Annotated in this window: 23 protein-coding genes; 15 read left to right on the plus strand and 8 right to left on the minus strand. The window is 35.1% G+C overall.

Translation table 11 applies throughout. The features are described from left to right. Positions 1-497 precede the first annotated feature (497 nt). Positions 498-1,163 carry a LytR/AlgR family response regulator transcription factor gene (locus CD29_RS16950; RefSeq protein ID WP_036189612.1) on the minus strand — a complete coding sequence of 222 codons (666 nt, stop codon included), beginning with the start codon at positions 1,161-1,163 and terminating at the stop codon, positions 498-500. A gap of 207 nt (positions 1,164-1,370) precedes the next feature. Here CD29_RS16950 and aceA point away from each other — a divergent pair, with 207 nt between their 5' ends. The 5 genes from aceA (at position 1,371) to CD29_RS16975 (ending at position 7,620) form a co-directional block, all read left to right on the plus strand. Beyond that, positions 1,371-2,654, plus strand: a complete 1,284-nt coding sequence (gene aceA / locus CD29_RS16955; RefSeq protein ID WP_036189615.1) for an isocitrate lyase — start codon at positions 1,371-1,373, stop codon at positions 2,652-2,654. Positions 2,655-2,813: 159 nt separating this feature from the next. Next, positions 2,814-4,415 carry a malate synthase A gene (gene aceB, locus CD29_RS16960; protein WP_036189618.1) on the plus strand — a complete coding sequence of 534 codons (1,602 nt, stop codon included), beginning with the start codon at positions 2,814-2,816 and terminating at the stop codon, positions 4,413-4,415. A gap of 195 nt (positions 4,416-4,610) precedes the next feature. Continuing rightward, complete coding sequence (locus tag CD29_RS16965) at positions 4,611-5,780, plus strand: pyridoxal-phosphate-dependent aminotransferase family protein (protein ID WP_036189621.1); 1,170 nt, start codon at positions 4,611-4,613, stop codon at positions 5,778-5,780. Between the two features lie 161 nt (positions 5,781-5,941). After that, a complete protein-coding gene (locus CD29_RS16970) occupies positions 5,942-6,325 on the plus strand; it encodes a YkvA family protein (RefSeq protein WP_036189623.1) in 384 nt (127 codons plus the stop codon). A gap of 29 nt (positions 6,326-6,354) precedes the next feature. Further along, positions 6,355-7,620 carry a transglutaminase domain-containing protein gene (locus CD29_RS16975; RefSeq protein ID WP_036189625.1) on the plus strand — a complete coding sequence of 422 codons (1,266 nt, stop codon included), beginning with the start codon at positions 6,355-6,357 and terminating at the stop codon, positions 7,618-7,620. Positions 7,621-7,665: 45 nt separating this feature from the next. Here the strand turns inward: CD29_RS16975 and CD29_RS16980 are convergent, their stop codons facing one another. From CD29_RS16980 to CD29_RS16995, 4 genes are all read right to left on the minus strand, one after another. Then, positions 7,666-8,607, minus strand: a complete 942-nt coding sequence (locus CD29_RS16980) for an N-acetylglucosamine kinase (protein ID WP_036189626.1) — start codon at positions 8,605-8,607, stop codon at positions 7,666-7,668. Further along, positions 8,608-10,122, minus strand: a complete 1,515-nt coding sequence (gene argH / locus CD29_RS16985; RefSeq protein WP_036189627.1) for an argininosuccinate lyase — start codon at positions 10,120-10,122, stop codon at positions 8,608-8,610. A gap of 119 nt (positions 10,123-10,241) precedes the next feature. After that, a complete protein-coding gene (locus CD29_RS16990; RefSeq protein ID WP_036189628.1) occupies positions 10,242-11,135 on the minus strand; it encodes an EamA family transporter in 894 nt (297 codons plus the stop codon). Positions 11,136-11,155: 20 nt separating this feature from the next. Continuing rightward, on the minus strand, positions 11,156-11,728 hold the full coding sequence (locus tag CD29_RS16995) for a GNAT family N-acetyltransferase (RefSeq protein WP_036189629.1): 573 nt from the start codon (positions 11,726-11,728) through the stop codon (positions 11,156-11,158). Positions 11,729-11,872: 144 nt separating this feature from the next. Between CD29_RS16995 and CD29_RS17000 the strand changes: the two genes are divergently transcribed. Then, entirely contained in the window at positions 11,873-12,817 is a 945-nt protein-coding gene (locus CD29_RS17000; protein WP_036189630.1) for a carbohydrate kinase family protein, read from the plus strand. A gap of 65 nt (positions 12,818-12,882) precedes the next feature. Here the strand turns inward: CD29_RS17000 and CD29_RS17005 are convergent, their stop codons facing one another. Together CD29_RS17005 and CD29_RS17010 are read right to left on the minus strand one after the other, a co-directional pair. Beyond that, entirely contained in the window at positions 12,883-13,593 is a 711-nt protein-coding gene (locus CD29_RS17005) for a DUF421 domain-containing protein (protein WP_235801861.1), read from the minus strand. A 120-nt stretch (positions 13,594-13,713) separates the two neighbouring features. Continuing rightward, a complete protein-coding gene (locus CD29_RS17010) occupies positions 13,714-14,535 on the minus strand; it encodes a TetR/AcrR family transcriptional regulator (RefSeq protein WP_036189631.1) in 822 nt (273 codons plus the stop codon). A 93-nt stretch (positions 14,536-14,628) separates the two neighbouring features. Here CD29_RS17010 and CD29_RS17015 point away from each other — a divergent pair, with 93 nt between their 5' ends. Further along, a complete protein-coding gene (locus CD29_RS17015) occupies positions 14,629-17,715 on the plus strand; it encodes an efflux RND transporter permease subunit (RefSeq protein WP_036189633.1) in 3,087 nt (1,028 codons plus the stop codon). A gap of 136 nt (positions 17,716-17,851) precedes the next feature. Here CD29_RS17015 and CD29_RS17020 read toward each other — a convergent pair whose 3' ends face one another. Beyond that, positions 17,852-18,532, minus strand: a complete 681-nt coding sequence (locus CD29_RS17020; RefSeq protein ID WP_036189636.1) for an adenine nucleotide alpha hydrolase family protein — start codon at positions 18,530-18,532, stop codon at positions 17,852-17,854. Positions 18,533-19,095: 563 nt separating this feature from the next. Here CD29_RS17020 and CD29_RS17030 point away from each other — a divergent pair. The 8 genes from CD29_RS17030 to CD29_RS17065 all read left to right on the plus strand — a co-directional run bounded on the left by CD29_RS17030 (position 19,096) and on the right by CD29_RS17065 (position 26,162). After that, the gene (locus tag CD29_RS17030) at positions 19,096-21,507 is read left to right on the plus strand and encodes a Na+/H+ antiporter subunit A (protein ID WP_036189640.1); all 2,412 of its coding nucleotides are present in this window, start codon (positions 19,096-19,098) and stop codon (positions 21,505-21,507) included. After that, complete coding sequence (locus CD29_RS17035; RefSeq protein WP_036189642.1) at positions 21,491-21,916, plus strand: Na(+)/H(+) antiporter subunit B; 426 nt, start codon at positions 21,491-21,493, stop codon at positions 21,914-21,916. Before CD29_RS17030 ends, CD29_RS17035 begins: the two co-directional genes overlap by 17 nt. Position 21,917: 1 nt before the next feature. Next, positions 21,918-22,256 (plus strand): Na(+)/H(+) antiporter subunit C, encoded by a 339-nt coding sequence (locus tag CD29_RS17040; RefSeq protein WP_036189644.1) that lies wholly within the window; start codon positions 21,918-21,920, stop codon positions 22,254-22,256. Then, positions 22,249-23,733, plus strand: a complete 1,485-nt coding sequence (locus CD29_RS17045; protein WP_036189646.1) for a Na+/H+ antiporter subunit D — start codon at positions 22,249-22,251, stop codon at positions 23,731-23,733. The genes CD29_RS17040 and CD29_RS17045 overlap by 8 nt, the downstream gene beginning before the upstream one ends. A gap of 1 nt (position 23,734) precedes the next feature. After that, positions 23,735-24,217: a Na+/H+ antiporter subunit E gene (locus tag CD29_RS17050; RefSeq protein ID WP_036189648.1), complete on the plus strand. Its 483-nt coding sequence runs from the start codon at positions 23,735-23,737 to the stop codon at positions 24,215-24,217. Continuing rightward, positions 24,218-24,502: a Na(+)/H(+) antiporter subunit F1 gene (locus tag CD29_RS17055; protein ID WP_036189650.1), complete on the plus strand. Its 285-nt coding sequence runs from the start codon at positions 24,218-24,220 to the stop codon at positions 24,500-24,502. Beyond that, on the plus strand, positions 24,480-24,905 hold the full coding sequence (locus CD29_RS17060; RefSeq protein WP_081976301.1) for a Na+/H+ antiporter subunit G: 426 nt from the start codon (positions 24,480-24,482) through the stop codon (positions 24,903-24,905). The genes CD29_RS17055 and CD29_RS17060 overlap by 23 nt, the downstream gene beginning before the upstream one ends. 306 nt (positions 24,906-25,211) lie before the next feature. Continuing rightward, positions 25,212-26,162, plus strand: a complete 951-nt coding sequence (locus CD29_RS17065; RefSeq protein ID WP_169716200.1) for a nuclease-related domain-containing protein — start codon at positions 25,212-25,214, stop codon at positions 26,160-26,162. Positions 26,163-26,267 lie beyond the last annotated feature (105 nt).

Below are 26,267 nucleotides of genomic sequence, written 5' to 3' on the forward strand. Positions count from 1 at the left end.
CGGTTTGATGAGGGGGTGGCCATGAAAATGGTCACCCTACTCTATTTTGTTTATAGTTCCTATAAAAGTATACTTCGGATTACTTATGTTGTTTGTGTTTTCACGAAAATCAACTTTACGTGACAGTAGAGTTGAAAAATTAAGCCGAGTTGTCACGAAAGCCAAGTTTAAGTGACAGTATAGAGGGAAAATCAAGCTGAGTTGTCACGAAAGCCAATTTTATATGCCAGTATAGATGAAAAATAAAGATGAGATGCCCTAAAAGCATTGAATAGTCTGTATTGGGAATAGGTAGTAGTACCACAGCAAGCACCACTTTTTTGCACAAAAATTCGATACTAAAAAGGATAGGTTTTATCATCCAGAACCTATCCTTATTTAAGAAGATCAATTCAATTAGAAGCGGTCCCATGAATACTTTGTTTATTCGCAAATGTGATCATAATCAAAAAAATAAACTCTGCACTCTCACCACATTATTGTTTTTTTGCATACTATTAAAATTCTAATATCTTTTTTAACTCGCTAATGTACGATTGACTAACTGGCAATTCTACATTGTTTTTTAACACAATAACAAAGTTTGAAGCAATATCTTTAGTTATTTTTTTAATAAAGTATATATTTAAAATATATGAACGATGTATTCGAATAAAACAATTTGGTAATCTTGTCTGTAGCTCTTTTAACGTTATATTTGATTTATACTGTTCGCTATTTGTATAAAACCAAGTTCGTTTTTGGAGACTTTCGATATAAAAAATTTGATCGATGGGAACGGGTGTCCAATCTTCATCATTTTTCCCTGTCAAGAATTGATAGGGTTCACGCTTTTCAATAGGAGATGAAGGTAAAACAATAATTAGTGCAGCATCCTTTCGGTCGATAGAAATAGGGTACCCAATTGTTAGATACGGCTCGCCAAAGATGGAATTATCCACAAACTCTGATTTAATCTTCGTTTTAAGTACTTTTGCCGCAACACTTTCTTCTTTAATCATATTCTGGATTTTTAAATTTGAGTGCTGTTTACTCAACAAGGTGAAAATATAATCTTCACCAGTTGCAATAATAATTGAGGCTTCTTTAGGAACCCAATCTTGCAAAATTATTGAAAGTTGATTCAGTTCATCCCCGCAAAGATTTAAATCGTTCATCTTCATAAAACCATTCTCCTTTGAAAATTTGAGTCATCCTTAAAATAGACTATTCTATCCTAATATTTAACTCTTTTGTCAGAAAATAATGAAAATAAACTCATGCTGTTATATATTAATTTACAACAAATACACCTGTTATGGAACAGAATTCTAAATTTTTTATATATTAATAGAGTGTATTGAAAAATTGCGGAAGGTGTGAATTTTTACATGTCAACAAGACAAGAAAAAATTGAAGCGATTAAAAAAGACTGGGCAGAAAATCCAAGATGGAAGGGAATTACACGTCCATATAGTCCGGAAGAAGTAGTAAGGTTACAAGGTTCGGTAGTTGTGGAACAAACTTTAGCTAAACGTGGTGCTGCAAGACTTTGGAAGTCATTACATGAAGAAGATTTTGTTAATGCTCTTGGTGCGTTAACAGGTAATCAAGCAGTTCAACAAGTAAAAGCTGGTTTGAAGGCAATTTACTTATCTGGTTGGCAAGTGGCTGCTGATGCTAACTTAGCGGGCCAAATGTATCCAGATCAATCATTATATCCTGCAAATTCTGTTCCAGCAGTAGTAAAACGTATAAATCAAGCTTTACAAAGAGCAGATCAAATTGATCATGCTGAAGGGCGAAATGATGGGTTTGATTGGTTTGCACCAATCGTTGCTGATGCTGAAGCAGGCTTTGGAGGGCCATTAAATGTATTTGAACTTGTAAAAGGAATGATAGAAGCGGGGGCTGCTGGAGTCCATCTGGAGGACCAACTAGCTTCAGAGAAAAAGTGTGGTCATTTAGGTGGGAAGGTATTGCTTCCTACTCAAAATGCAGTCCGCAACTTAGTAGCTGCACGACTTGCGATGGATGTGTTAGGTGTAGAGGCAATATTAATTGCACGAACGGATGCAGATGCTGCTGATATGGTCACAAGTGATATTGATCCTCGTGATGCTGAGTTTATAACTGGTGAACGTACTCCAGAAGGGTTCTTCAAAACGAAAGCAGGTATTAAACAAGCAATTGCTCGTGGATTAGCATACGCACCTTATGCTGATTTAATTTGGTGTGAGACATCAAATCCATCATTAGAAGAAGCTCGTGAATTCGCAGCCGGAATACATGCTGAGTTCCCAGGTAAAATGTTAGCTTATAACTGTTCACCATCATTTAACTGGAAGGCAAAGCTATCTGATAAAGAGATTGCCGATTTCCAACGTGAAATTGCAAAATTGGGTTACAAGTTCCAATTTGTTACTTTAGCTGGATTCCACTCATTAAATTACTCTATGTTTGAACTTGCCCACGATTATAAAGATCATGGCATGGCTGCTTACTCTAAATTACAACAAGCAGAGTTTGCTGCAGAATCGAAAGGTTATACTGCAACAAGACATCAACGCGAAGTTGGAACAGGCTACTTTGATGAAGTTGCTCAAACAATTTCAGGTGGAACATCATCTACTACTGCAATGGCTGGCTCAACTGAAGCGGAGCAATTCGTTTAAGTTCAAACAGAATAAGTCAAAGCGTTTTTAAAGTTTGTAAAAACAGATGATGCCTTGGTTAAAAGCGCATAAGTTTATATCACATCACATACTTAAATTTAGAGTGCCTTTTATCAAGGCCGTTTTTACGATTTCAATTAAGGGTGGGGATATTTCTAAATGGAACATGCAATTTCAGAAAAGCTAAAAATCGTTGGGGAACTATCTGAGGATGCAAAGGAAATTCTAACTCCAGAAGCACTAGAATTCCTTTTCAATCTTCATGTTCAATTTAATGAGCGAAGAAAGACATTGTTGCAGAATAGACAGGAACGTCAAAAAAATTTAGATGCTGGAGAAAAGCTTGACTTCCTTAAAGAAACAATAGAAATACGAGAAGGAAATTGGACAATTGCACCACTTCCAGAAGATTTGAAAGACCGTAGAGTTGAAATTACAGGTCCTGCAGTTGACCGTAAAATGGTTATTAACGCTTTAAATTCTGGGGCAAAAATGTTTATGGCATGTTTTGAAGATGCATCAACACCAACTTGGGAAAACATGATTGCAGGGCAGATTAATATGCGTGATTCAATAAGAAGAACCATCCAATTTACTCAACCTGGAACTGGTAAGCAATATTCACTAAAAGAGAACTCAGCTGTATTATTAGTTCGTCCAAGAGGGTTACATTTGCTTGAAAAGAATGTTCTCGTCAATAATGAACCAATGTCAGGTAGCTTCTTTGACTTTGGACTTTACTTCTTCCACAATGCGAAAGAAGCACTAGCACGAGGAACGGGTCCATATTTTTATTTACCTAAACTGGAGAGTCATTTAGAAGCGCGTTTATGGAATGATGTGTTTGTCTTTGCGCAGGATTATGTAGGGATTCCACAAGGTACAATTAAAGCTACTGTGTTAATAGAAACTATTCTAGCTGCTTTTGAAATGGATGAAATTCTTTATGAGTTAAAAGAACATTCAGCAGGATTAAACTGCGGTCGCTGGGATTATATTTTCAGCTATATAAAACGATTAAGAAATCAACCAGATGTGATTTTACCAGATCGTGGCCAAGTAACGATGACCGTACCATTTATGAAAGCATATACTTCTTTATGTATTCAGACTTGTCACAAACGAAATGCGCCAGCTATGGGAGGAATGGCAGCCCAAATTCCAATTAAGGGTGACTCACTGGCTAATGAAATGGCCTTTGAAAAAGTACGCGAAGATAAACGTCGTGAAGCAACAGATGGTCATGACGGTACTTGGGTGGCACACCCAGGTTTAGTACCTGTTGCAATGGAGCAATTTGATGCTGTTATGAAAACACCTAACCAAATCCATAGGAAACGTGAAGATGTTGTTGTTACTGCAGAGGAACTTGTAGCTGTTCCAGAGGGGACGATAACAGAGGAAGGTCTTCGTATTAATGCAAGCGTAGGGGTACAATACATTGCTTCTTGGCTAAGAGGAAATGGTGCTGCTCCAATTAATAACTTAATGGAGGATGCAGCAACAGCAGAAATCTCTCGTACACAAGTATGGCAATGGATTCGTCATGAAAAGGGAATTTTAGATGATGGACGTAAAGTAACATTGGAATTAGTATATGATATTCTCCAAGAAGAACTTGCTAAAATTAAAAATAGCGTTGGGGAGCAAGTATATCAAAGTGGCAGATATGATGAGGCCGCTGAATTATTTAAATCATTGATAGATCAAGATGAGTTTGTAGAATTTCTAACTTTGCCAGGTTATGAGAAAATAAGCTAATACTAATAATCCTTTGTTATGAAAAAGTCTTACGAGGTCTAATAGGCACGTAAGACTTTCTTTATTTTGCTACGAAATGCCATATATTCTACCTATAACAAGATAATATTCATCTTTCTATTTATAAATAGAGGGATAGTTACATAGTTTGTAGAAAGATAGAATAAAGAACTATTGATAGCAAAGGAGATTATTATGAGAAATCAAGATATTTTATTAGTCCCAGGGCCAACGCCTGTAGTCGATGAAATATATGATGCACTTACAAACGAAACGAGAGGCCATACAGATCCACGCTTTGTCGAAATATTTAAAAATGCACTTCAACAAACAAAAGAACTATTAAAAACAGATGGAGAGGTCTTTATCGTTGCAGGATCAGGTACATTAGCAATGGAAATGGCAATTGTAAATACCGTCGGAAAAGGGGAAAGATTACTTGTAATTAGCCATGGGTATTTTGGCGATCGTTTTACACCATTAGCAAAGGCTTTTGGAATCGAAGTTGACATTCTACAAGCAGAATGGGGTAAACAGGTAGATCTTGCATTAGTTGAAGAAAAATTAAAAGAAACTCAATATAAAGCTGTCACTATCACTCATGCAGATACATCAACAGGTGTAGTTTCAGATTTAGAGCAACTGGTACCACTTATTAAACATAGTGGGGCTCTTGTTATTGTAGATGGCGTCGTTGCCACAGCTGCCTTGGATGAAAACATGAGCAAAGCATATGGCAATCCAGAATATAAAATTGACGTCGTTTTAACTGGTTCTCAAAAAGCAATAGGTGTACCGCCAGGGTTAGCAATTATTGCATTTAACCAATCGGCTCTTGATGCACGCAAGGCATTAGGGGATATACCTGCTTACTACGCAGACATTCAAAACTGGATACCAATTATGAAGGACCCATCAAAATATTTTGCTACACCACCAGTGAATATGATCTATGCATATAATGAGGCATTAAAAATTGTTTTAGAAGAAGGAATCGAAAAGAGAGAACAACGTCATATTGCATACGGTCAGGCTATCCGTGCGGCATTAAGAACATATGGAATGACGCCATTAGCTAGTGAAGCTGTTGCTGCACCAACTTTAAGTTGTCTTTTATATCCAGAAGGTGTTGATGATGCTTTGTTCCGAACAAAGCTTTCACAAAGAGGGATTATCGTTGCAGGTGCTTTAGCACATCTAGTAGGAAAAGCCTTCCGTATTGGCCATATGGGGAATACGACCGCAGATATGCTTGAAAGAGCGCTTAGTGAAATTGGCGAGGTATTACATGAGCTTGATAAACATGTAGATATTGATGCAGCAATAAATGTGTTTAAAGAAAAATTAGCACAAGGTGTAAATTAAAAATTAATCATTATTAAGCTCGAGTACGTTACTATGGCGCTACTCGGGCTTTTCTATATGTGCTAGATTGTCAGATAAGCGTTATACTAGATTAAGATAGTAAAATAAAGCAAAGCAAAAATTCGAATAATCTAATAAGAAATAGATTTGGAGGATCCCTTATGAAAGAAGATTTCCAATTAGATGCTGTTAGTGGAAAAGAAAAACACTATTCACCTAAAAACTTTATAACTAAAATTAAGTTTAGTGGTTTGAAATTAGGATTTAAGGCATTACATGGTGCAGCCACATTATTTAGTGCAATTAAAAGCCCTGATATGCCTAAAAAAGATAAATTGCTTATTGCAGGGGTGCTTGGTTATTTTATCTTACCAATTGATTTAATAGCTGACTTTCTTCCAGCAGTAGGATTAGCTGATGATGCTTTTTTAATCATGCAAGCAATATCAACAATCTATTCTTCTATTACAGATGAGATGAAAGAAGATGGTCATCTGCTATTAAAGAAAATTTTTGGAGAAAAATATGAATATAAAGATGAATAATTAGAGATACCTAAGTATGAGGTGTTCTTATGTTAAAGAAAATTACTTTCATAGTACTATTAATAGTATTAATAAAACCAGCTTACGATCACGGCCCAAGACTGTTAAATGACTTAACTAATTTTTTAAATGATCATTCCAATGAAATTACTGATGCAACAAGTGAAATCATAACAGTAGTTTCAGATGGGGTAAATAATATTAAGTCAAATTTATCGAATGTTACTACTTCTAATACAACAAAGAATTCTACTCTACAAAATGAGGTTCAGAGTGTAGAAGAATTGACAAATGCATTTTACTATCATTTTAGTAATTGGGATACTGAATTTGAAATCCAATATAAAGGTAGTACAAGTGACATTGAACATATTATTGAACAGGCTATCTCTGATGCCGTAAGTAAAGACCAGTATATCGAAGGCCATCTTTCCGACCGGAAGATTGAATATGAATATGGATTAATGAGTGCAAAAATAAATGTGTATCAACAATACTTAACAGATCCTGAACAAGAAGTATTAGTAAATGTCGAAGTAAATGAGATTCTCTCTACTGTAAAGCCAGAGAGCATGACTGATTTTGAAAAAGTTAAGTTTGTAAATGATTATATTGTGAAAAACACATCATATAGTGAAGACACAAATGCTAGCCCACATAGTGCATGCGCGGTTGTAAGTGAGGGAAAAGGGGTATGCCAAGGATATGCATTACTTGCTTTGAAACTGCTACAAGAATTAGGGGTTGAATCTAAATATGTAGTGGGTGAAGTTTATACTGGAGGGCATGCATGGAATCTAGTAAAGGTAGATGGTGAATGGTACCATTTAGATACAACTTGGAATGACCCTGTTCCAGACCGCGAAAATACAGTTAGTTATAAATACTTTCTAATTAACGATGCTCAGATGAAACTAGATCATGCATGGGAAAAGACAAATTATCCAGAATCAAATAGCGCAAAATACGCATTTATGAAACAGGTTGATCATGCATATGAGTTAAATGGATATATGTATTACAGCAATTTAGAAGACAATAACATATTATACCGTGTCGACTTGAATACAGGAGTCAGCGAGCGAGTAACTGATAGTCGTGCTCAATATATTGTAGGGTATGGAGATTGGTTATACTTTAGTAACTACTCCAATGGAGCCTATTTATCAAAAATACGTACTGATGGAACTGATGAGTCCACATTATATCAAACAGAAGTTAAAAATTTGTTTATAGAAGATGCCTATTTGTATTTCTTTACACCTGATGGGTTGAAGAAAATGGCGTTACAATAAAGATTAAGAACTGCAACCACATGCTATTAGTGGCTGCAGTTCTTTTTATTTCATTTCGTATAATGCTCGATTAACGATATATTGAATAGGTTGTTCTTTGCATAACTCAAAAGATAGGTTTGGATAACTTCTCCTCATGTTTTCAATAAATAGTCTTCGTATGATGGAATGGTTTTGAAGAATACCACCATTTAAGTAAAGTGTGAATGGCTCATTTGTTATATTAATTTTCTGTAGTGTTGTTTCGGCTAAATTGGTTAGTTCTAGGGCTGCATTAAGTGCAATTTCCTTTGCTATTGTATCCCCGCGATTCACTGCATCAATAAGGATTGAACTAATACCTGCTACTTGAGCATTTGTATATTCGGAACGATAAAGCCAGGTTAACATTTCACCTAGATGGTTAACTTGTAATTTCTCATATAATAGGTCTTTAAGTATAGTATGTTCTTTAGAACGGCCATCTTCACATTTGACTACGGCACGAATAATTTGCTGACCTATCCAATAACCACTACCTTCATCTGCAGCGCGGTGACCAAATCCACCGGTACGAACGATAGTTCCTTCACTATTAATGGCATAAGCAATAGAACCGGTACCAGATAAAATCAGCGCACCTGGTTTCCCCGCAGTAATCCCCTTTAAAGTTGATAGAACATCGTTTTCTACAATGATTGTATGGATATGAAAAGGAACATTGTTAAAAGCTTTTTCAATAATTGCCTTTACGGTTGATAGGTCATAATCTGTATCAATCCCCGCCATTGCAAAAGCCACAATTTCTATATTTTCATGAGGGATTGCTTGATATGCATCAAGCAATAAGTCAGTGATTACTTTTTCAACCTTTTCTGTTCCAATTGCGTGATAGTTAGAGCCTGTTGATGTTTTCTCAAAAAGTTTCTCCTGATCTTTTGAATAGATTACGAGAGTTGTTTTTGTTGCTCCACCATCAACGGCCATGACGAGTCGATTTTTATTCATTTATTTATTCCAACCTTCTAAAAATGCTAACAGCTGCTGCTCGCTATGATTAATACGATTCTCTTTATCTTTCACCCAGTTTTCAAGAAGTGGGGATACGGCATTTGCCTGAAGTAATGACTTTCGCATCGTATCTGGAGCCGGTCCACCGTAAAGCGAACGAATTTCAACAAAATAACCTGGTTTTAGCGCTAAGTAAAATTGTTCCTTAGAGATTTTTAATGGTTTACCAGTCAGTGCTATAGACTTTTCATTGATAAGTTCCCATGTGAGTTCTTCCAGTGATTCTTTCTGATCTTCAAGTAGTGAGCGAACACTACTACTAACTATGCTATGGGATTGCCTAAAAGAAATTTTTTCAGATCGTACAAGTGTATCAGCTAATTCTGTGACGTTTGCAAAACTCTTTTTTGCACGACTAAATAATTGCTCTTTGTTCACTTCCATTGTAACTATGATGTTACCAAAAAGGTTATAAATTCCTCGTAAACGTTCCATTGCTCGCCATAGGTACGGTTGCATATCGTCTTCAGTGTCTACAATATCCCCGAATGGCGTGTTATGAATCATTTGCAGAACCGTCGAGGCATCACCTACAACAGCTGAAAGCAATGAACGGGTATGCTCGATTGAAACGGGGTTTCTCTTTTGGGGCATAATGGAGCTTACTTGCACATATGGGCTTGCTAGTTTAAAAGCATTAAATTCTTGAGTAGCCCATTGTAGAAAGTCCTGTGAAGTACGTCCAAGATTTAGTGCAGCAAGTTGGATCACACTCGCTAGTTCACCTATATAATCTGCGCCTGCAACTGCATCCCAAGCATTTTCAATAATTTCATCAAAGGCTAATAATTCAGCCATTCGTGCGCGGCTAATATTAAATCCTGTTGTCGTTAGTGCTGCTGCCCCCATACTGCTGCTGTTAATCGTGTTGTATGCAGCTTGAAGTCGTTTAAAATCACGGGTTAATTGATCAATTACAGCCTTTATATAATGAGCTAAAGTCGTTGGTTGAGCCTGCTGAGTATGCGTATATCCGAGCATAATCGTTTCAACATGTTCTTGGGCAAATACCAGCAAGGAAGATCGTAGTGTTAGTAATTCGTTCATTAGTAATAACAGTTTTTTTCTTAAAGTCATACGATAGATTGCAATGCCCATATCATTGCGACTTCTTCCAATATGCAGATTCCCAGCTACATCACCGGCAAGTTCTATTAATTTATGTTCAATACGGAAAAACAAATCTTCGAATTTTGGATTGTAATCTCTTTGTTTATAGTAATCTAAGTCAATTTTATAGAGTGCCTGACCTATTTTTTTAGCATCTTCTTTTGTTACTAATTGTTGTTCCTCAAGCATTTTTAAATGGGCTATATGAATTTGCATCATCGAATGTAGAAAATGCTTTTTCGCTTCTTCATAGGCAGGTTGTAATACCATTTGACGATAACTATTTGAAGGGAAATGCCACCCTTCAAGTTCAAAAATTTTACTTTGATAATCTTGAAACATTAAAGAGTCTCCTTCGTTAAATTCTCTATATGTATATCATAAGCATACAATACAATGAGTTGATTAATTTATCGACTTTTTTTTCGTAAATAAAAAAATCGGCCTATACATAATAAATGTTAGACCGACTTTTTTCTTTGGGCTAGTACAGTTGGCAGTACCATCCCGATTATGACTAGAACAATTCCCATAACTTGTAGGAATGTTAAAGTTTCACCTAATACGATTACTGAAGCAAATATAGCAACAGGTAATTCCATAGCACTTAAAATAGATGTTAAACCGCCACCCACCTTTGGAGCCGCAATTGAGAATAGGAGAATTGGCAAAATAATTCCGAAAACCCCTAATATGAGACCAAAAATCAACAATTCACTACCGAATAATTTTCCGTTCCAAATAATTTCAGGTGAAGTAAATAGGCTTATTAACAAAACTGCGAAAAATGACATGAGTAAAGTCCTAGTAATAGTTGAAACACCTTCTACAGGACGTGAATTAAATTGAATAAAAATAGAAAAGCTGACTGCGGAGGATAAACCGAATACCCATCCTTGCCATGGAATTGATGATAAGTCTACATCAATAATTCCTGCTGCAAAAATCGTCCCTAAAAATAAAAAAACTAAAGCAAAAACTTGTGGTCTGCTTGGTAATCTTTTGCGAAGTAAACAATCGATCAGCATCCCAATCCAAGTAAACTGGAAAAGTAGAACTACAGCAAGGGAAGCTGGTAAGTAATTTAATGATTGGTTATAAACGATTCCAGTTGTACCGGTACATAATCCGGCAAAAATAATAAATATTAAGCCAGAACGACTTATTTTAGGTAGTTTCCTTTGGGTAATTAAAAACAAAATCAATGCTAAAAAGAACCCAATTACGTATTGACTTGCTGTAGCTTCAGCAGATGTATAACCATGATTCATTGCTACTTTTACGATGGTGGAAAGTATTCCATAACTACTAGAAGCAATGATAATCAGTATTGGATAAAGTAATTTGTATTTCATGTTGCATTAAACCACATTTCTTATATTTTTTTCACCATATGATGAAATGGTTCACCAATGATTGTCCAAGGTTCGACCACGACATATCCGATTCTTTCATACAAACGTCGGGCATTCACCTTTTCCGTTTCAACATTTAGTGCTAATTTAGTAAAGCCTTTTTGGCTTGCCACTTCTTCAGCAAAATGTAAAAGTTTTGTGCCTATGCCTAATCCTCGATAGTTATCGTGTACACAAATAGTATCAACATAAAATTCGTCATAATGTGCTTCTTGATCAATTTGTATTAATTTAGTGTTTTTGTTTTGCAACCATTTTTGTAAGGAAAGATCCATGGCCAAGCCATCCTCACCGCTATACAGTACGAGAATCCCTAATACAACGTTTGGATTTTCTTCTTGAACTGCTACATATGTGTTTAAATACGAATGACGGTTATCTTTTTGGCAAAATAAAAACTCCAATTGATCAATAATTTTATGCTTAATAGTTTCACCTGTTAAACGTTTTGCAATTTCTCCAATTGCGTCATAGATTAAAGGTGCAACTTGATTTGCGTCTTCTAGATTTGCGTTACGAATGTATATTGACATTTAGGCTCGCTTCCTTTCGTGTAAAGTATAACAAATTATTGAACAAAAATTAGATTTTAGAATGTTTGAATTATATGAAATTTTTATTGTGAAATAGCTTTATGTTAATCTAATAAGAAGAAACTTTTTGGAGGTTAACAGCTGATGCTTCATTCAAAAAAGGAATTTGTTCTCGTATATGGCGATGCATTTGTTGATTATATAGCAGATGATGTAACAAATACATCATTCACTAAATATTTAGGTGGAGCAACCATTAATGTGGCTGCAGGTTTAAGTCGAATTGGTGCACCATCTGCACTAATTACGGTAACAGGCAATGATGAAACTTCAGAATTTGTACGATCTGAGTTGAAAAAAGAAGGTGTCGATTTAGACTATGCAATCTATACTCCTGAAAAGAGAGTTAGTGGTGTTTATGTGCATCTAACAGACGCTTGTGAACGTATTTTTAAGGATTATATTGATGAAACACCAGATATACAAGTAACGCCTGACCAGTTAAATGAAGAAGCTTTTCAAAGAGCTTCTGTGCTAAATATTTGTTCAGGGACAATGTTTCATCCGACAGCATTAGAAACGACAAGAAAAAGTGTTGAGCTTGCAGTAAAAAATGATGTGATGATTGCAATAGACGCAAATATACGTCCATTACGATGGAGCGATGCTGATACTTGTCGCAATACCATTCGTTCATTTTTTAAAAATGCTGATATATTAAAATTGGCTGATGAAGAACTACTATTTCTAACTAAAACAGAGGACTTACAAAGTGGACTAGAGGCCTTAGGTGAATTGTCCATTCCAATCATATTAGTAACAGTAGGTGCCAATGGAACATATGCAGTTTTAAATGGTGAGGTTACCCATGTTCCAACTATTGAAATTGAACCTGTAGATACAACTGGTGCAGGGGATGCCTTTATGGCAGGTGTGCTAAGGTATGTACACTATAACGGACTTCCAACGGATCAAGAGGCGTTGAAAAAGTGTGTAAATATAGGAAATATACTAGGGGCATATGCTTCAACAAAAGCCGGGGCTTTAACTGCCTTACCATATTATGATGATATTAAATCACTACTTTAAAATTAAAGGACTATTGATTCCCCTAAAAGGGTTATCAATAGTCCTTTTCAATTAGATTAGCTGCTTTATTTTACAGTGCCCCCATTATTTAAACTGATATAGAGTGATCCATTTTCAAGAACTTGAGCAAAATAAACTTCCTCGACACTTTTAATATTTTTCTTTTTTAATTTGTTAAGTAACCATTCCTCGGTTAAGTTTAGCTCGATTAGATTTTTAGTATTTATTTTCCCATCCGAAATTACCTCTGTCGGCATAAATGGTGGGATAGTAATATCTGCTTTAACATCCTGCTTTGTTGCAGTACTTTTAGAAGGTTTCTTTAAAATACTTAACTCTCCATTTGTTTCAAATACGGCATATAGAACTTCATCAAACGAAAAAATCCCTTGTTCTCTAAGGAGCATGGATAGCTCATCTGTATGTAGTCTTGCTTTTTTCATCCCATTTTTAATAATAGTTCCATTCTGAATTAAAATTGTCGGACGATCATCAAATAAGACTCTTGCTTTAGTGGACTTCATCGAAATATAACTAATGAGTATGGTTAATAAAGCCCACCATATTAGTGATACAAATCCATCCCAAAAAGGTGTTTTTACTTGTGTTGATACTTCTGCAGCAATCGACCCAATCGTTATACCAGTAATGTAATGGAAAAAGGTTAATTGGCTTAATTGCTTTTTTCCAATAACTCTTGCCAGGACAAGTATGGTGAAAAATGATATTGTCGAGCGTAGAATCATCTCCCAAAAGCTAACTTCATGTAATCCCATTACTTCATCTCCTTCTCTTACATATAGATTGAGCAAATGGAGGAGAAAGTATTACGAGTTAAATCTTATCAGAACAAAAAAGTGAAATTCACAATTTTGTGAATTTCACTTAACGGTTACTTAATAATATTTCCGTATCATATAACATAACCAGTTACATTCTGGTTCATTTTCCAAAATAGACAACATCCCAATTATAATGGCTTTTCGTGGGGTCTCAAGATTTATCTGATCTTCTAATATTTTGAGTGCATCCTTTAATAAATCATCATTTATAACAACTAACAGTTTTTCTAATTCTTCTAAGATTAGCTCCTTTGTAATGGCTAATTGTCTACTTGATTGACTTGTGGCCATCTCTTTCGTGAAAAATGCTCTTTTCCCATGCTTCGCAATTATTTCAACCTTTTCAACGAGACTATCTGTTAATTCTTCTAAATCATACTGATTCACATTTTTTACTATAAAGTCCCCGTAGCTTGCTAACAAACCTTTAACAATGACTAGCAAATCAAATTGGAGATTCACTGCATTTTCTGGGTATAGTTCGGTAAATAAGTCTAATAATAATTTATTATTTAGATCATCATAGTAGGACATTTTCTCAATAAAGGCTTCATCAATTATATGTTGTTCTTTAATAAAAACTGTCGCAAAATCGCCATATTTTTGTAATACATTAAAAATTTCTATAAAGTAAGCTGCGAGTTTATCTTGAGGTGTTAGTTGTTTATTGACCGAACGTTCAATATTTGATGTAACGTTCTTCGAAAAATAGTCAATTATTGCGAAGATTAGTTCATCTTTCGATTTGAATGATAGATAAAAAGCACCTTTAGAAATGCCACAATGTTCGGTTATCTGTTGTACTGAAGTCGCACCAATACCCTTCTTTGAAAATAATTCTATGGCAGCTTCCATAATTAGTTGCTTTTTTAACATAGTAAATCTCCTTATAGATTAATTGACAAATGACCGATTAGTCACTATTATAGAATTTGGAATTTGAAGTGTCAAGAAAGGGTAGGTGTGCAAGTGAAATCATTAGTCAACTTTGTCTTAAAGAATAAATTAGCTGTATGGTTATTAACGCTGATTATTGCAGCTTCAGGTATTTATTCAGCTTCGAAAATGAAGATGGAGTCATTACCGAATATTTCAATACCATATTTAATTGTCGTAGGTGTATATCCTGGTGCAACACCGGAACAAGTAATGGATGAATTGTCGATCCCGTTTGAAAAGGCGGTCGAATTTTTAGATGATGTGAAAGCAGTCTATTCTACTTCATCGTCAAACGTAGCTCAATTGCAAATTGAGTATGATTATGGCGTTGATATGGATGAGAAAAAGAGACAGCTAGAGTCAGCTCTAGATAATGTAACACTCCCAGAAGGGGTTCAAGAGCCTACGATCATGGCAATTAGTATGAATATGATGCCAGTTGTAGCCCTATCCGTAAGTAGTACAAGTGAAGACATTGTTGAATTAACTTCAACAGTTCAAGATATATTATTACCGAAAATTGAAAAACTAGATGGTGTTGCAGATGCAACAATTAATGGTCAACATATTGAACAGGTTACTCTCGAATATGATATTGAAAAAATGGCCGCTCTTGGTTTAACAGAAGATACAGTGAAACAAATGGTTCAAGCGAGCGACCTTGCACTATCTTTAGGGTTATATGAGTTTACGGTCGGTGAACAGGCTGTTTCTGTTGATGGTAAAGTGAAGTCTATTGATGAATTAAAAGAATTATTAATACCAGTCACACCTTCTGAAACAAATCCAGTACCCTTTGTTCGATTAGGTGATATCGCTACAATTGAAGTAGAAGGAAAAGTTCAATCAGTTTCTCGTACAAATGGTGAAGATGCAATTGCAATCCAAGTTGTAAAAGGTCAAGAAGCGAATACAGTTGATGTTGTAAACGCAGTTAAGAAATTAATCGAAGAAGAAGAAAAAACTATTGATGGGCTTGTTGTTGATATATCACTAGACCAAGGTGAACCTATTGAAGAATCTGTGTTCTCGATGGTAGAGAAAGCCGTATTCGGTGGATTAATTGCTGTAATAATTATTCTACTCTTCTTACGCGATTTCAAATCAACAGTAATTTCAATTATTTCTATCCCTGTTTCAATTTTAATGGCATTACTTTTATTAAACTGGTTAGATATTACGTTAAATATTATGACATTAGGTGCAATTACAATTGCGATTGGACGTGTAATAGATGACTCCATTGTAGTTGTTGAAAACATCTATCGTCGAATTCATTTAAAAGAAGAAAAATTAAAAGGTCGTGCTTTAATTCGAGAAGCAACGATTGAAATGTTCAAACCAATCTTTTCTTCTACTTTAGTTACAGTTGCAGTATTTGCACCGTTACTATTCGTAGGTGGAATGGTTGGCGAGCTATTCATGCCATTTGCGTTAACAATGGCATTTGCATTAGGGGCTTCTCTAGTTGTTGCGATTACAATTGTTCCTGTTTTATCTCATACATTATTCCGTAAAAAATTGTACGGCGAAAAATCAGAGAAACAACATAAAGAAGTTGGTAAATTAGCTAAGTGGTATCGTGGTGTATTAGAAAAATCATTAAATCATAAAATTATCACTTCTACGATTGCTATTTTATTATTAGTAGGTTCATTCGCTTTAACACCATTAATTGGGTTTAGTTTCTTAGGTTCTTCAGAAGAAAAAGTAATGTACTTAACATATACACCTGCTGCTGGAGAGTTAAAAGATGAAACGTTAGAAAACATCGAAGAAGTAGAACAAGAATTAATGAAACGTGACGATATTGAAATTTTACAATTATCTGTTACAGATTCAACAAGTACAGACATGGCCTCTATTATGTCTAGAGGTGGTGGCGGTGCTTTAATGTACCTTATCTTTGACGATGAGATGAAAGATTTCCCTGCTGCACGTGAAGAAGTTGAAGAATATGTATTTAATATCGGTCAATCCGGTGAGTGGAAAACTCAGAACTTTGGTTCAATGGGTATGGGTGGTTCAAATGAAGTTAGCTACACATTATACAGTGAAGATTTAGATGATTTACGAGATGCAGTTAAACAAGTTGAATCTGCATTATTAGATATTAATGGTTTGGAAGATGTAAGCTCAGACTATGAAGATCCTTATGTAGAACACGTATTGAAGGTAGACCAACAAAATGTGCTTCAATATGGTTTAACAACAGCTCAAATTGTTATGGCTCTTGCAACAAATAATACGCAAGAAGTATTAACATCTGTTGAAAACGATGGTGATGATTTAAATGTTGTTATTAAACGTGAAGAAAGAGCGGCTGCTACATCTTTAGAAGATGTATTAGCTACAGAAATTGACACAGCTCTTGGCACTACAATGACAATTGGTGATCTTGTCGAAGTTGAAGAAGGAACAACTTTAAACTCTTTAGCTCGTTCACAAGGACAATACTATGCATCTGTTAAAGGAACAATCACAGATAAAGATATTTCAAAAGCAACAGCTGCTGCAGATGAAAAAGTAAATGACTTAGACTTACCAAAAGGTGTAACAACAGGAATAAGTGGTGTTGCTGCAGACATGCAGGAAACATTTACTCAGCTAGGAGTTGCAATGGCAGCAGCGGTTGCAATTGTGTACTTTATCTTAGTAGTTACATTCGGTGAAGGTTTAGCACCATTTGCAATTTTATTCTCATTACCATTTACAGTAATTGGGGCATTTGTAGGATTATTCATCACTGGCCAAACAATTTCCGTAATGGTTATGATGGGTATGTTAATGTTAATAGGTATCGTTGTAACGAACGCCATTGTATTAGTTGACCGTATTATTCATATGGAACGTGATGGTATGGAAATGAGAGAAGCCATTTTAGAAGCTGGGGCAACTCGTTTACGTCCGATCTTAATGACAGCTATTGCTACAATCGGTGCAATGATTCCGATGGCTGTGATGGACAGTGGTGGTTTAATTTCAAAAGATATCGCAATTACTGTTATCGGTGGTTTACTATCATCTACATTGTTAACATTAGTTGTCGTACCAATAGTTTATGAAATTCTTTCTAAAATGTTTAAAAAGAAACGTAATGAAATAGAAGACAATTAATTTACTTAAATAAAAGACAGTTGAAATTATACTAATGATAACTTTCAGCTGTCTTTTTCTTTATATTAATATAAAAAAGCACCCTAATTGGTCAGCATTACAAATCTGAATTAGGGTGTTATAATTTTAACTTAAGTTAGCTATGTTTATGTTCGAAAAGTGGTTGAATTGCATAAGGGTTCACTACATAACCCTCTTTAACCATAACTTCATTCATTTTATGTTCATGTGGAAATTTAAAAATACCATTGTCAAAATCAGTACCAATTTCTTTAAAGAAAATTCCTTCTAAATGTTCCATTTTCGGACAAGTAAAAGAAATTTTATAGCTTTCGTCATCTCGAGTAATATAAGCGCGGACACCTTTTTCAAAGTTTCCATTGTCATTATCAACAAACTGCCTTTTCACCGAAACGATATGGAAATCTACAAAAGGAACCTCTTTTAACAACACATTTAAAAATGACCCTTTAGTAATTTCTTCCCATCTACTTTGAGCACTTTGGCCGACAATAATTTGAGTAATGTCGTGTTGACGTGCTGTTTCAGCAATTACTTTTTGAATTGGTCTTTTTTCGTTATCGCGGATAATGAATTTTTCCACACCAAGTTCGTTACAAAGCTCTGTCCATTTTTCAATATAACCTGACTTTTCAGCATCAAAAGCATCAAGAGGGTTATGGTCAACTGTTAAAATATATAAGGGACAATCTAATAACGTTGCCAGTTTATGACCTCTCCGAATAAGCCGCTCTCCATTTAATCCATAATACACGCAGACGAGTATGCTTTCATCTGACCTTTTTAAACTAGCCATTTTAAATTACACCTCAAAATAATAGTTTTGTCTTAAAAAATTCAATTTTAAAATAGCAAATTTGCGGAGAAATGAGAAAAAGTAAATGCTATTTAAGTGCATCGATGTATATCTTATTGTATACTTTTATTAAGAAGACTTATTGTATTTTTATGAAAATTTACGTAAATTTCATTTTCGTAAGAAACGTAAAATGAAATTTTTAAAGTATTAATTCCTCTGTATGACATCATATTATGAATTGAGTTTGATAGTAAGTCAAGTGAAGGGTTGGTTTTACATAGGAAAATCAAAACTTCATTCAGTTTTAATTATTATCTTCTATGAGTAGTGAGGTAGTTTGCCGAGCATTATGGTTATTTGAGATATTAAGCCCTGAATGAAGTTTAGCCTCCGGCGGATGCCACAGATTTTTAATGGTCCAAACAGATGAACTTAGACTAAGAGCGCCACGTCCTGTGGCAACGTCTAAGTGACCAACATCCTGTTGGCCTAAGCTCGAGAAAATCTGGGCGACAAATACGCCAAGGCGCATTTGAAACATATATTGGAGGTCTAGCTTTGTGTCAACTGAATTTGCCATCATCCTATGCCCATTCCTAGTAGCAGCGCTCATTCTGATTTTTCACAGGAGATTGAGCAAAAATGTTATTGGTTGGGTTGTATTTTTTATTCCATTAAGTCTTTTCATTATATTAACTACATTTATCCCTCGTATTTCAAGTGGTGAGACCTTCTCCAATACATATGAGTGGATTCCCTCGTTAAACATTAATTTCACAACGTATATAGACGGACTTAGTTTAATATTTAGTTTGCTTATAACTGGAATAGGCGCGTTAGTCGTTTTCTACTCTATTTTTTATTTATCAAAAAAAGAATCATTACATCATTTTTATTGTTATTTGTTACTCTTTATGGGCGCTATGTTGGGCGTTGTATTTTCCGATAATTTAATGGTGTTGTATGCATTTTGGGAGCTAACAAGCGTATCTTCTTTCTTATTAATTGCCTTCTGGCACCATCGTAAGGCTTCAAGAGCTGGTGCAAGAAAGTCAATGACCATCACAGTATCTGGTGGAATTGCGATGTTAGCCGGTTTTTTAATGATTTATACAATGTCTGGAACAATGAGTATAAGAGAAATTCTCGCAAATGTAGACTTAATTAGCGAGCATACATTATTTATCCCATCGCTAGTCTTAGTTCTATTAGGTGCATTTACAAAGTCAGCGCAATTCCCGTTCCATATATGGTTACCAGATGCTATGGAAGCACCTACACCTGTTAGTGCCTATTTACACTCAGCCACAATGGTTAAAGCGGGTATTTACTTAGTTGCTAGATTTACTCCTATTTTTGGTGGAGAAATGATTTGGTTTTGGGCTATTACAGGAATCGGTTTAATAACGTTGTTCTGGGGTTCTTTTAACGCTGTTCGACAAACAGATTTAAAAGCAATATTAGCTTTTTCTACTGTCAGTCAACTAGGATTAATTATGAGTTTACTGGGTATCGGTTCAGTAGCTTTAAACTTTGGCTATTCTACGGAATCCATAATTTATACGCAAGCTACGTTTGCAGCCATTTTCCACCTTATCAACCATTCCACATTTAAAGGTGCTTTGTTCATGATGGTAGGTATTGTTGACCATGAAGTTGGAACACGTGATATAAGGCGTTTAGGTGGTCTTATGTCCTTCATGCCAGTAACATTTACCATTGCCTTAATAGGATCATTTTCTATGGCAGGGTTGCCACCTTTTAATGGTTTTCTCAGTAAGGAAATGTTCTTTACTGCAGTATTAAGAATTAGTACATTAGACATTTTTTCATTAGATAGTCTTGGTGTATTAATCCCTGTTGTTGCATGGGTTGCAAGTGTATTCACATTTATTTACTGCTTAATCATTGTAGGTCGTACCTTCACTGGTAAGGTGAAACCTGATATCAAAGAAAGAGAGTTGCATGAGGCACCCTTTGGGATGTTAGTATCTCCATTAATTTTAGTAGGGCTAGTTATTTTAATTTTCTTTTTCCCAAATATCGTAGGAAACTATTTAATAAAACCTGCAATGGCAAGTATATATCCAGCATTTCCAGTAGATGAGATGACACCACGCATCTACGCTTGGCATGGCTTTAATCCGGAATTGTGGATGACGATTGGTGTAGTAATTCTTGGGATTATTCTTTATAAATTCTTAAAGTATTGGTCTCGAATTTATAATTGGATTCCACAAGGATTAACGTTAAATAGGCTCTATGAAGGATTCTTTACTAAAAGTGAAGATATCTCTGGTAATCTGACGAATCGTTATATGAACGGTAATTTAACGAACTACTTTGTTTATATATATGTAATCTTTGTTGCAATTGTAGCGGGCTATTTTATCACTTCTGATGCATTTGCGTGGAATCTTTTTAGTGGATCGAAGATAGATCACTATGAATTGATACTTGTCTTTGTCATGATGTTTTGTGCAATAGCACTCATAACTGCTAAGTCGAGAATATCAGCAGTATTAATTAATGGTGTTCTAGGCTATTCTGTTGCATTCTTTTTTGTTTCATTCCGTGCACCAGATTTAGCTTTAACTCAGCTTGTTGTTGAGTCTGTTACTACGGCTTTATTTTTAATTTGTTTTAAATTCTTACCTGAAATAAAACGTGAACATAGTACAAAAAGATGGAAAATAACAAAAGGGGCAATTTCAATTTTTGTTGGCGCAACTGTAACGATCGTTGGGCTAGCGGTAATAAACTATGAAAAATTCGCCTCTATTTCTACTTACTTTGAAGATTCTTATAATCTTGCAGGTGGAAAAAATATCGTAAATACAATCTTAGGAGATTTCCGTGCATTTGATACGATGCTAGAAGTTGTAGTCCTCTTTATTGCAGGCTTAGGAATCTATGCCCTCATTAAGTTAAAAGCAGTAAAGGGGGATAAGACAATTGAGAAAAGTGAATGATGTTATATTACGAACGGTTGTAAAAGGTGTTGTTTTAATTATTTTAACGCTTGGAGTTTACTTGTTCTTTTCAGGACATAATGCACCAGGTGGAGGGTTTATAGGTGGGCTTGTCTTAGGTTCGGCGATTGTTTTACTTTATATCACCTATGACATAGAGACAATTCAGCGGAAGATGCCTTTTGACTTTAAAAAGGTAGCTGCTTTGGGAGTCTTACTTGCAACAGGAACTGCAATTGGCTCATTATATTTTGATGTTCCATTCTTATCCCAAACAGACGGATATTTTAATATTCCATTTTTAGGCGAGAAACATTTAACAACTGTGACAATTTTTGAAGCGGGTGTTGCTTTAACAGTTATAGGAACTCTTGTCACAATAATTTTGAGTATTAGTGAGGATGATTAATATGGAATCTTTAATGGTTGTATTAGTTGGCGTTCTCGTTTCAGTGGGAACGTATTTAATCCTCTCTCGCAATATTATACGTATTATTTTAGGAACAGCAGTTTTATCTCATGCAGTCCATTTACTAATTTTGACGGTTGGTGGGTTAAAAACAGGAGGTGTACCAGTACTTGGTCAAAAAGATGGTCCATTTACTGATGCACTTCCACAAGCTTTAATATTAACCGCTATTGTGATTAGCTTTGCTACAACAGCATTACTATTAGTATTGGCATACCGAGTGTACAAAACCAATGGAACGGATGATGTTTCAGAATTGAGAGGTATGCCTGATGAATAATATTATCGTTTTGCCACTGATCATTCCAATTATGACGGCAGTTATACTCGTTTTTTTACGTAACAATATTATATTACAGAGAATTATTTCGCTGATTACAATGGTGTTTGTTACAGCGATCTCCATTCTGCTTTTACTAAATGTCGAAGCGGATGGAATTATGAAAATTGATTTTGGAGGTTGGTTGCCACCTTTTGGTATTTTATTTGTAGCAGATTCTTTTTCATTGTTATTAGTGATCACTGCAAATATTGTGGCAATTCTTTGCCTTATTTACTCGTTTTCAACAATTGGGTTTAGACATGAAAACATGTTCTTTTACCCATTTGTACTTTTATTAATTGCCGGAGTGAATGGGTCGTTTTTAACAGGAGATATATTTAATCTATTTGTTTGTTTTGAAGTAATGCTTTTAGCATCTTATGTATTGATTGCGTTAGGTGGAGAAAAGGTTCAATTACGTGAATCTATAAAGTATGTTTTGATTAATGTTGTAACTTCATGGATTTTCCTTGTTGCGCTTGCTTATTTATATGGAACTTTAAAGACATTAAATATGGCCCATATAGCAGAAAGGGTTGCAGAAGTAGGGCAAGATCCTTTAATTACTACAGTAGCAATTCTGTTCTTAATCGTATTTAGTATTAAAGCAGGCCTACTATTATTCTTTTGGTTACCAGGTTCATATATTGTGCCTCCTACCGCAGTACAGGCGTTGTTTGCTGCTTTGCTTACAAAAGTGGGGGTATATGCATTAATTCGTACATTTACATTAATGTTCCCACTAAATCAGGAAGTGACACATACGTTAATTGGGATTATGGCCGGCATAACAATTGTGCTTGGTTGTATGGGTGCAATGTCAGGGAAAGATGTTTATACAATTGCTACATATAATGTCATCATTGGTGTTGGGTTTATTTTAATTGGATTAGCTGCTGGTACGGAAACAGCATTGTCTGGAGCAATTTATTATCTAATTCATGACATGTTAGCAAAAGGATTGTTATTCCTTTTAGTAGGGACCATGGTCTATTTAACTGGAGAGACCATTGTTAAAAGAATGAGTGGACTCATCCAAAACTATCCGCTTTTTGGTTGGATTTTCTTTATCGTTTTATTAACGTTAACTGGAATGCCTCCATTCAGTGGATTTGTTGGGAAAATCCTTATTGGACAAGGTGCGATTGAAGCAGGCTCTTATGTATTATTAACTATCGGATTTGCTTCAAGTATTATCGTATTGTATTCTCTCTTAAGAATTTTCTTAGCATCTTTCTTTGGAGAAACGACAGTTAGTGAAGAAGATAAAAAACCTATTCCTAAAGGTGTAATGGTGTCGTTTATATTATTTACGATTGCTATTATCTATTTAGGTGTAGGTGCGGAATCACTTTCTATTTATGTACAAGATGCAGCCCGTACTCTAATAAATCCATCTATTTATATTGATGCGATTTTAGGGGAGGGAATATAAGATGTTTGGACAATTTATATTAAATCTGTTTATTGCATTATTATGGTTGTTACTAGCTGACGAAGATTTCCCTCTATTAACAACATTCTTTACAGGGTTCGTTGTGGGAATCGGTATTATATATATAATGCATCGATTCTTTGGGACAAAGTTTTATTTGAGAAGAGTTATAAAGATTATCGTGCTAATTTTAATTTTTATCCGAGAAATTTTAAGCTCTAGTCTAGTAATTATGAAACAAATTCTAACACCTCAGTTAAAGATTACTCCTGGTATCATTAAGTATGAAACGAAATTAGAAGGGGACTGGGAAATTACAACACTAGCACTCCTTTTAACATTGACACCAGGTTCTGTTGTAATTGAAGTTTCTGAGGCAGGAGATGTGTTTTATATTCATGCGATGGATCTAGAAGAATCAAGGGATTCATTACTAAAGCAAATAAATAAGTTTGAAAGAGCAATTATGGAGGTGACGAGATAAATGAAAGAAACTATATTATTTATAGCACTTGCACTATTTATAGTGGCCATTTTCTTAATTTTATATCGCGTCATCGTAGGACCTTCAATGCCTGATCGGGCAATTGCTCTAGATACGATAGGTGTTAACTTTATTTCTACGATTGCGATTGTTTCTATTGTTTTATCAACAAAGGCCTTCTTAGAGGCAATTCTTATTTTAGGGATACTAGCCTTTATCGGCACAATTGCCTTTTCAAAATATATTGAAAGGGGCGATATCATTGAGCGGAAGCGAGATCATTGAATGGATTGGTATTCTCTTAATCTTACTAGGCGCAATTTTTAGTGTAATCAGTGCTATTGGATTGGTTCGTTTACCAGATGTCTATACAAGGGCACATGCAGCTTCCAAAAGTTCCACATTAGCAGTAATGGTTTGTTTACTAGGAACTTTCCTCTATTTCTGGGCAGACAATGGCTATGTTAGCGTGCGTCTAATATTAGGGATTATCTTTGTATTTATTACAGCTCCAGTTTCAGCACACTTAGTATGTCGTGCCGCCTATCGCTCACGAGTACCGTTAGCGGAAGGATCTGGAGAGGATGAATTAAAGGATGTATTATTCGGAGCAGATAATGTAACTCCAGTTTCAGTAGAGGGTGTTTCATTTGAAGAAATAGAAAGTAAAAAATCAAAAAACGAATAAATCTTATCCACAAGGTGAAAACATCTACTTTTTAAAGAAGTAGGTGTTTTTCTTGTTTTGTGGATAAAAATTGTATATTTGTACGTGATTTTCTCATATTGGATTGTGGAAAACTTGCAGGATTGAGGATAACCCTGTGGAGAACTGGGACAAGTTTGTAAGTTGAGAGGGTTTGTGGATAAGTTTTTTTCTCCACTTTTTAAAAGGACTTTGAGGAGTTGTAAAATGGTGGAAGCACTGATTATAATAGTTTAAGGAAGAATGAGTAAGAATGCGGTCAAAAACATAAAGGAGCGAGCGCTACTTTTGGAGATTCTTACTAAATTGAATGTTGATGTACTTATAAATAGATTAGAGATTAGTAACGTAGAAACTAAACAGTTCTTTGAAGAAAAATTATTTAAGATGAAATCCGGAATAGTGGGGGAAGATCGATTAAATAAAATATTCAATCACTATCAATTTCCCTTCCCCTATCAAGTATTAAAAGGAGTTTCTTTAGATTCTGGTGGTAAGTTTCAAACCGATTGTCTAATCCTAACACCGAATTTAATTATTTTGCTTGAGAGTAAAAATATTAGTGGGAAACTATATTTTGAAAGTAACCCTGAAAGGCTTGTTCGTGAAAAGGAAAATGGACTAATCGATGTCTACGAAAGTCCTGAAGTCCAAGTTGAAAGAAATGTAACCCTACTAAAAATGTGGTTGGAGGAGCATGGTTTAAAGATACCTGTTGTGGGAGCGTTCATTCTTACTAGTGCAAAACACCCAATTGTAGTAAAGGAACCATTGAGAATCCAAGCATTATTTCCAAAATCAGTTTTTTCCTATGTGCATCAACAGTGGAATCAATACCGTAATAGAAAGCAGTTTTTATCGATTGACGGTATGGAGAAATTACGGGAGATGATTGAATTAGAAAGTGTGAAAAACCGCTATGAACAATTTCCGTTGAGAAAGCGTTGGAGTTTTGAAAATGTAAAGCTAGTTCAAGGTGTCCGCTGTTGTAGATGTAACAAAATAGGTATGACTTGGATCTCACGTAGTTGGGAGTGTAAGTGTGGGTATAAGGATAAAGATGCTCACATTCCAACGCTTCAAGAATGGTTTATTTTCAATAAAAATACAATAACGAATAAAGAATGTCGTGAATATTTAATGATTGATAGTCGGCATGTAATTAAACGCTTGTTAAAACATAAATGTATTTTAGAAATTGGTAATACTAAAGGTACTAATTATAAGTGGAATTGGTGATCGAAATATAAATCCACCTTTCGAATTTTCGAAAGGTGGATTTTTGCATATTGGACCTTATATATAGATAGTGGAAAGCGTTTGGTGATGCGAGTTGAGTGAGTT

Source organism: Ureibacillus manganicus DSM 26584 (assembly GCF_000772945.1).
Lineage (GTDB): Bacteria > Bacillota > Bacilli > Bacillales_A > Planococcaceae > Ureibacillus > Ureibacillus manganicus.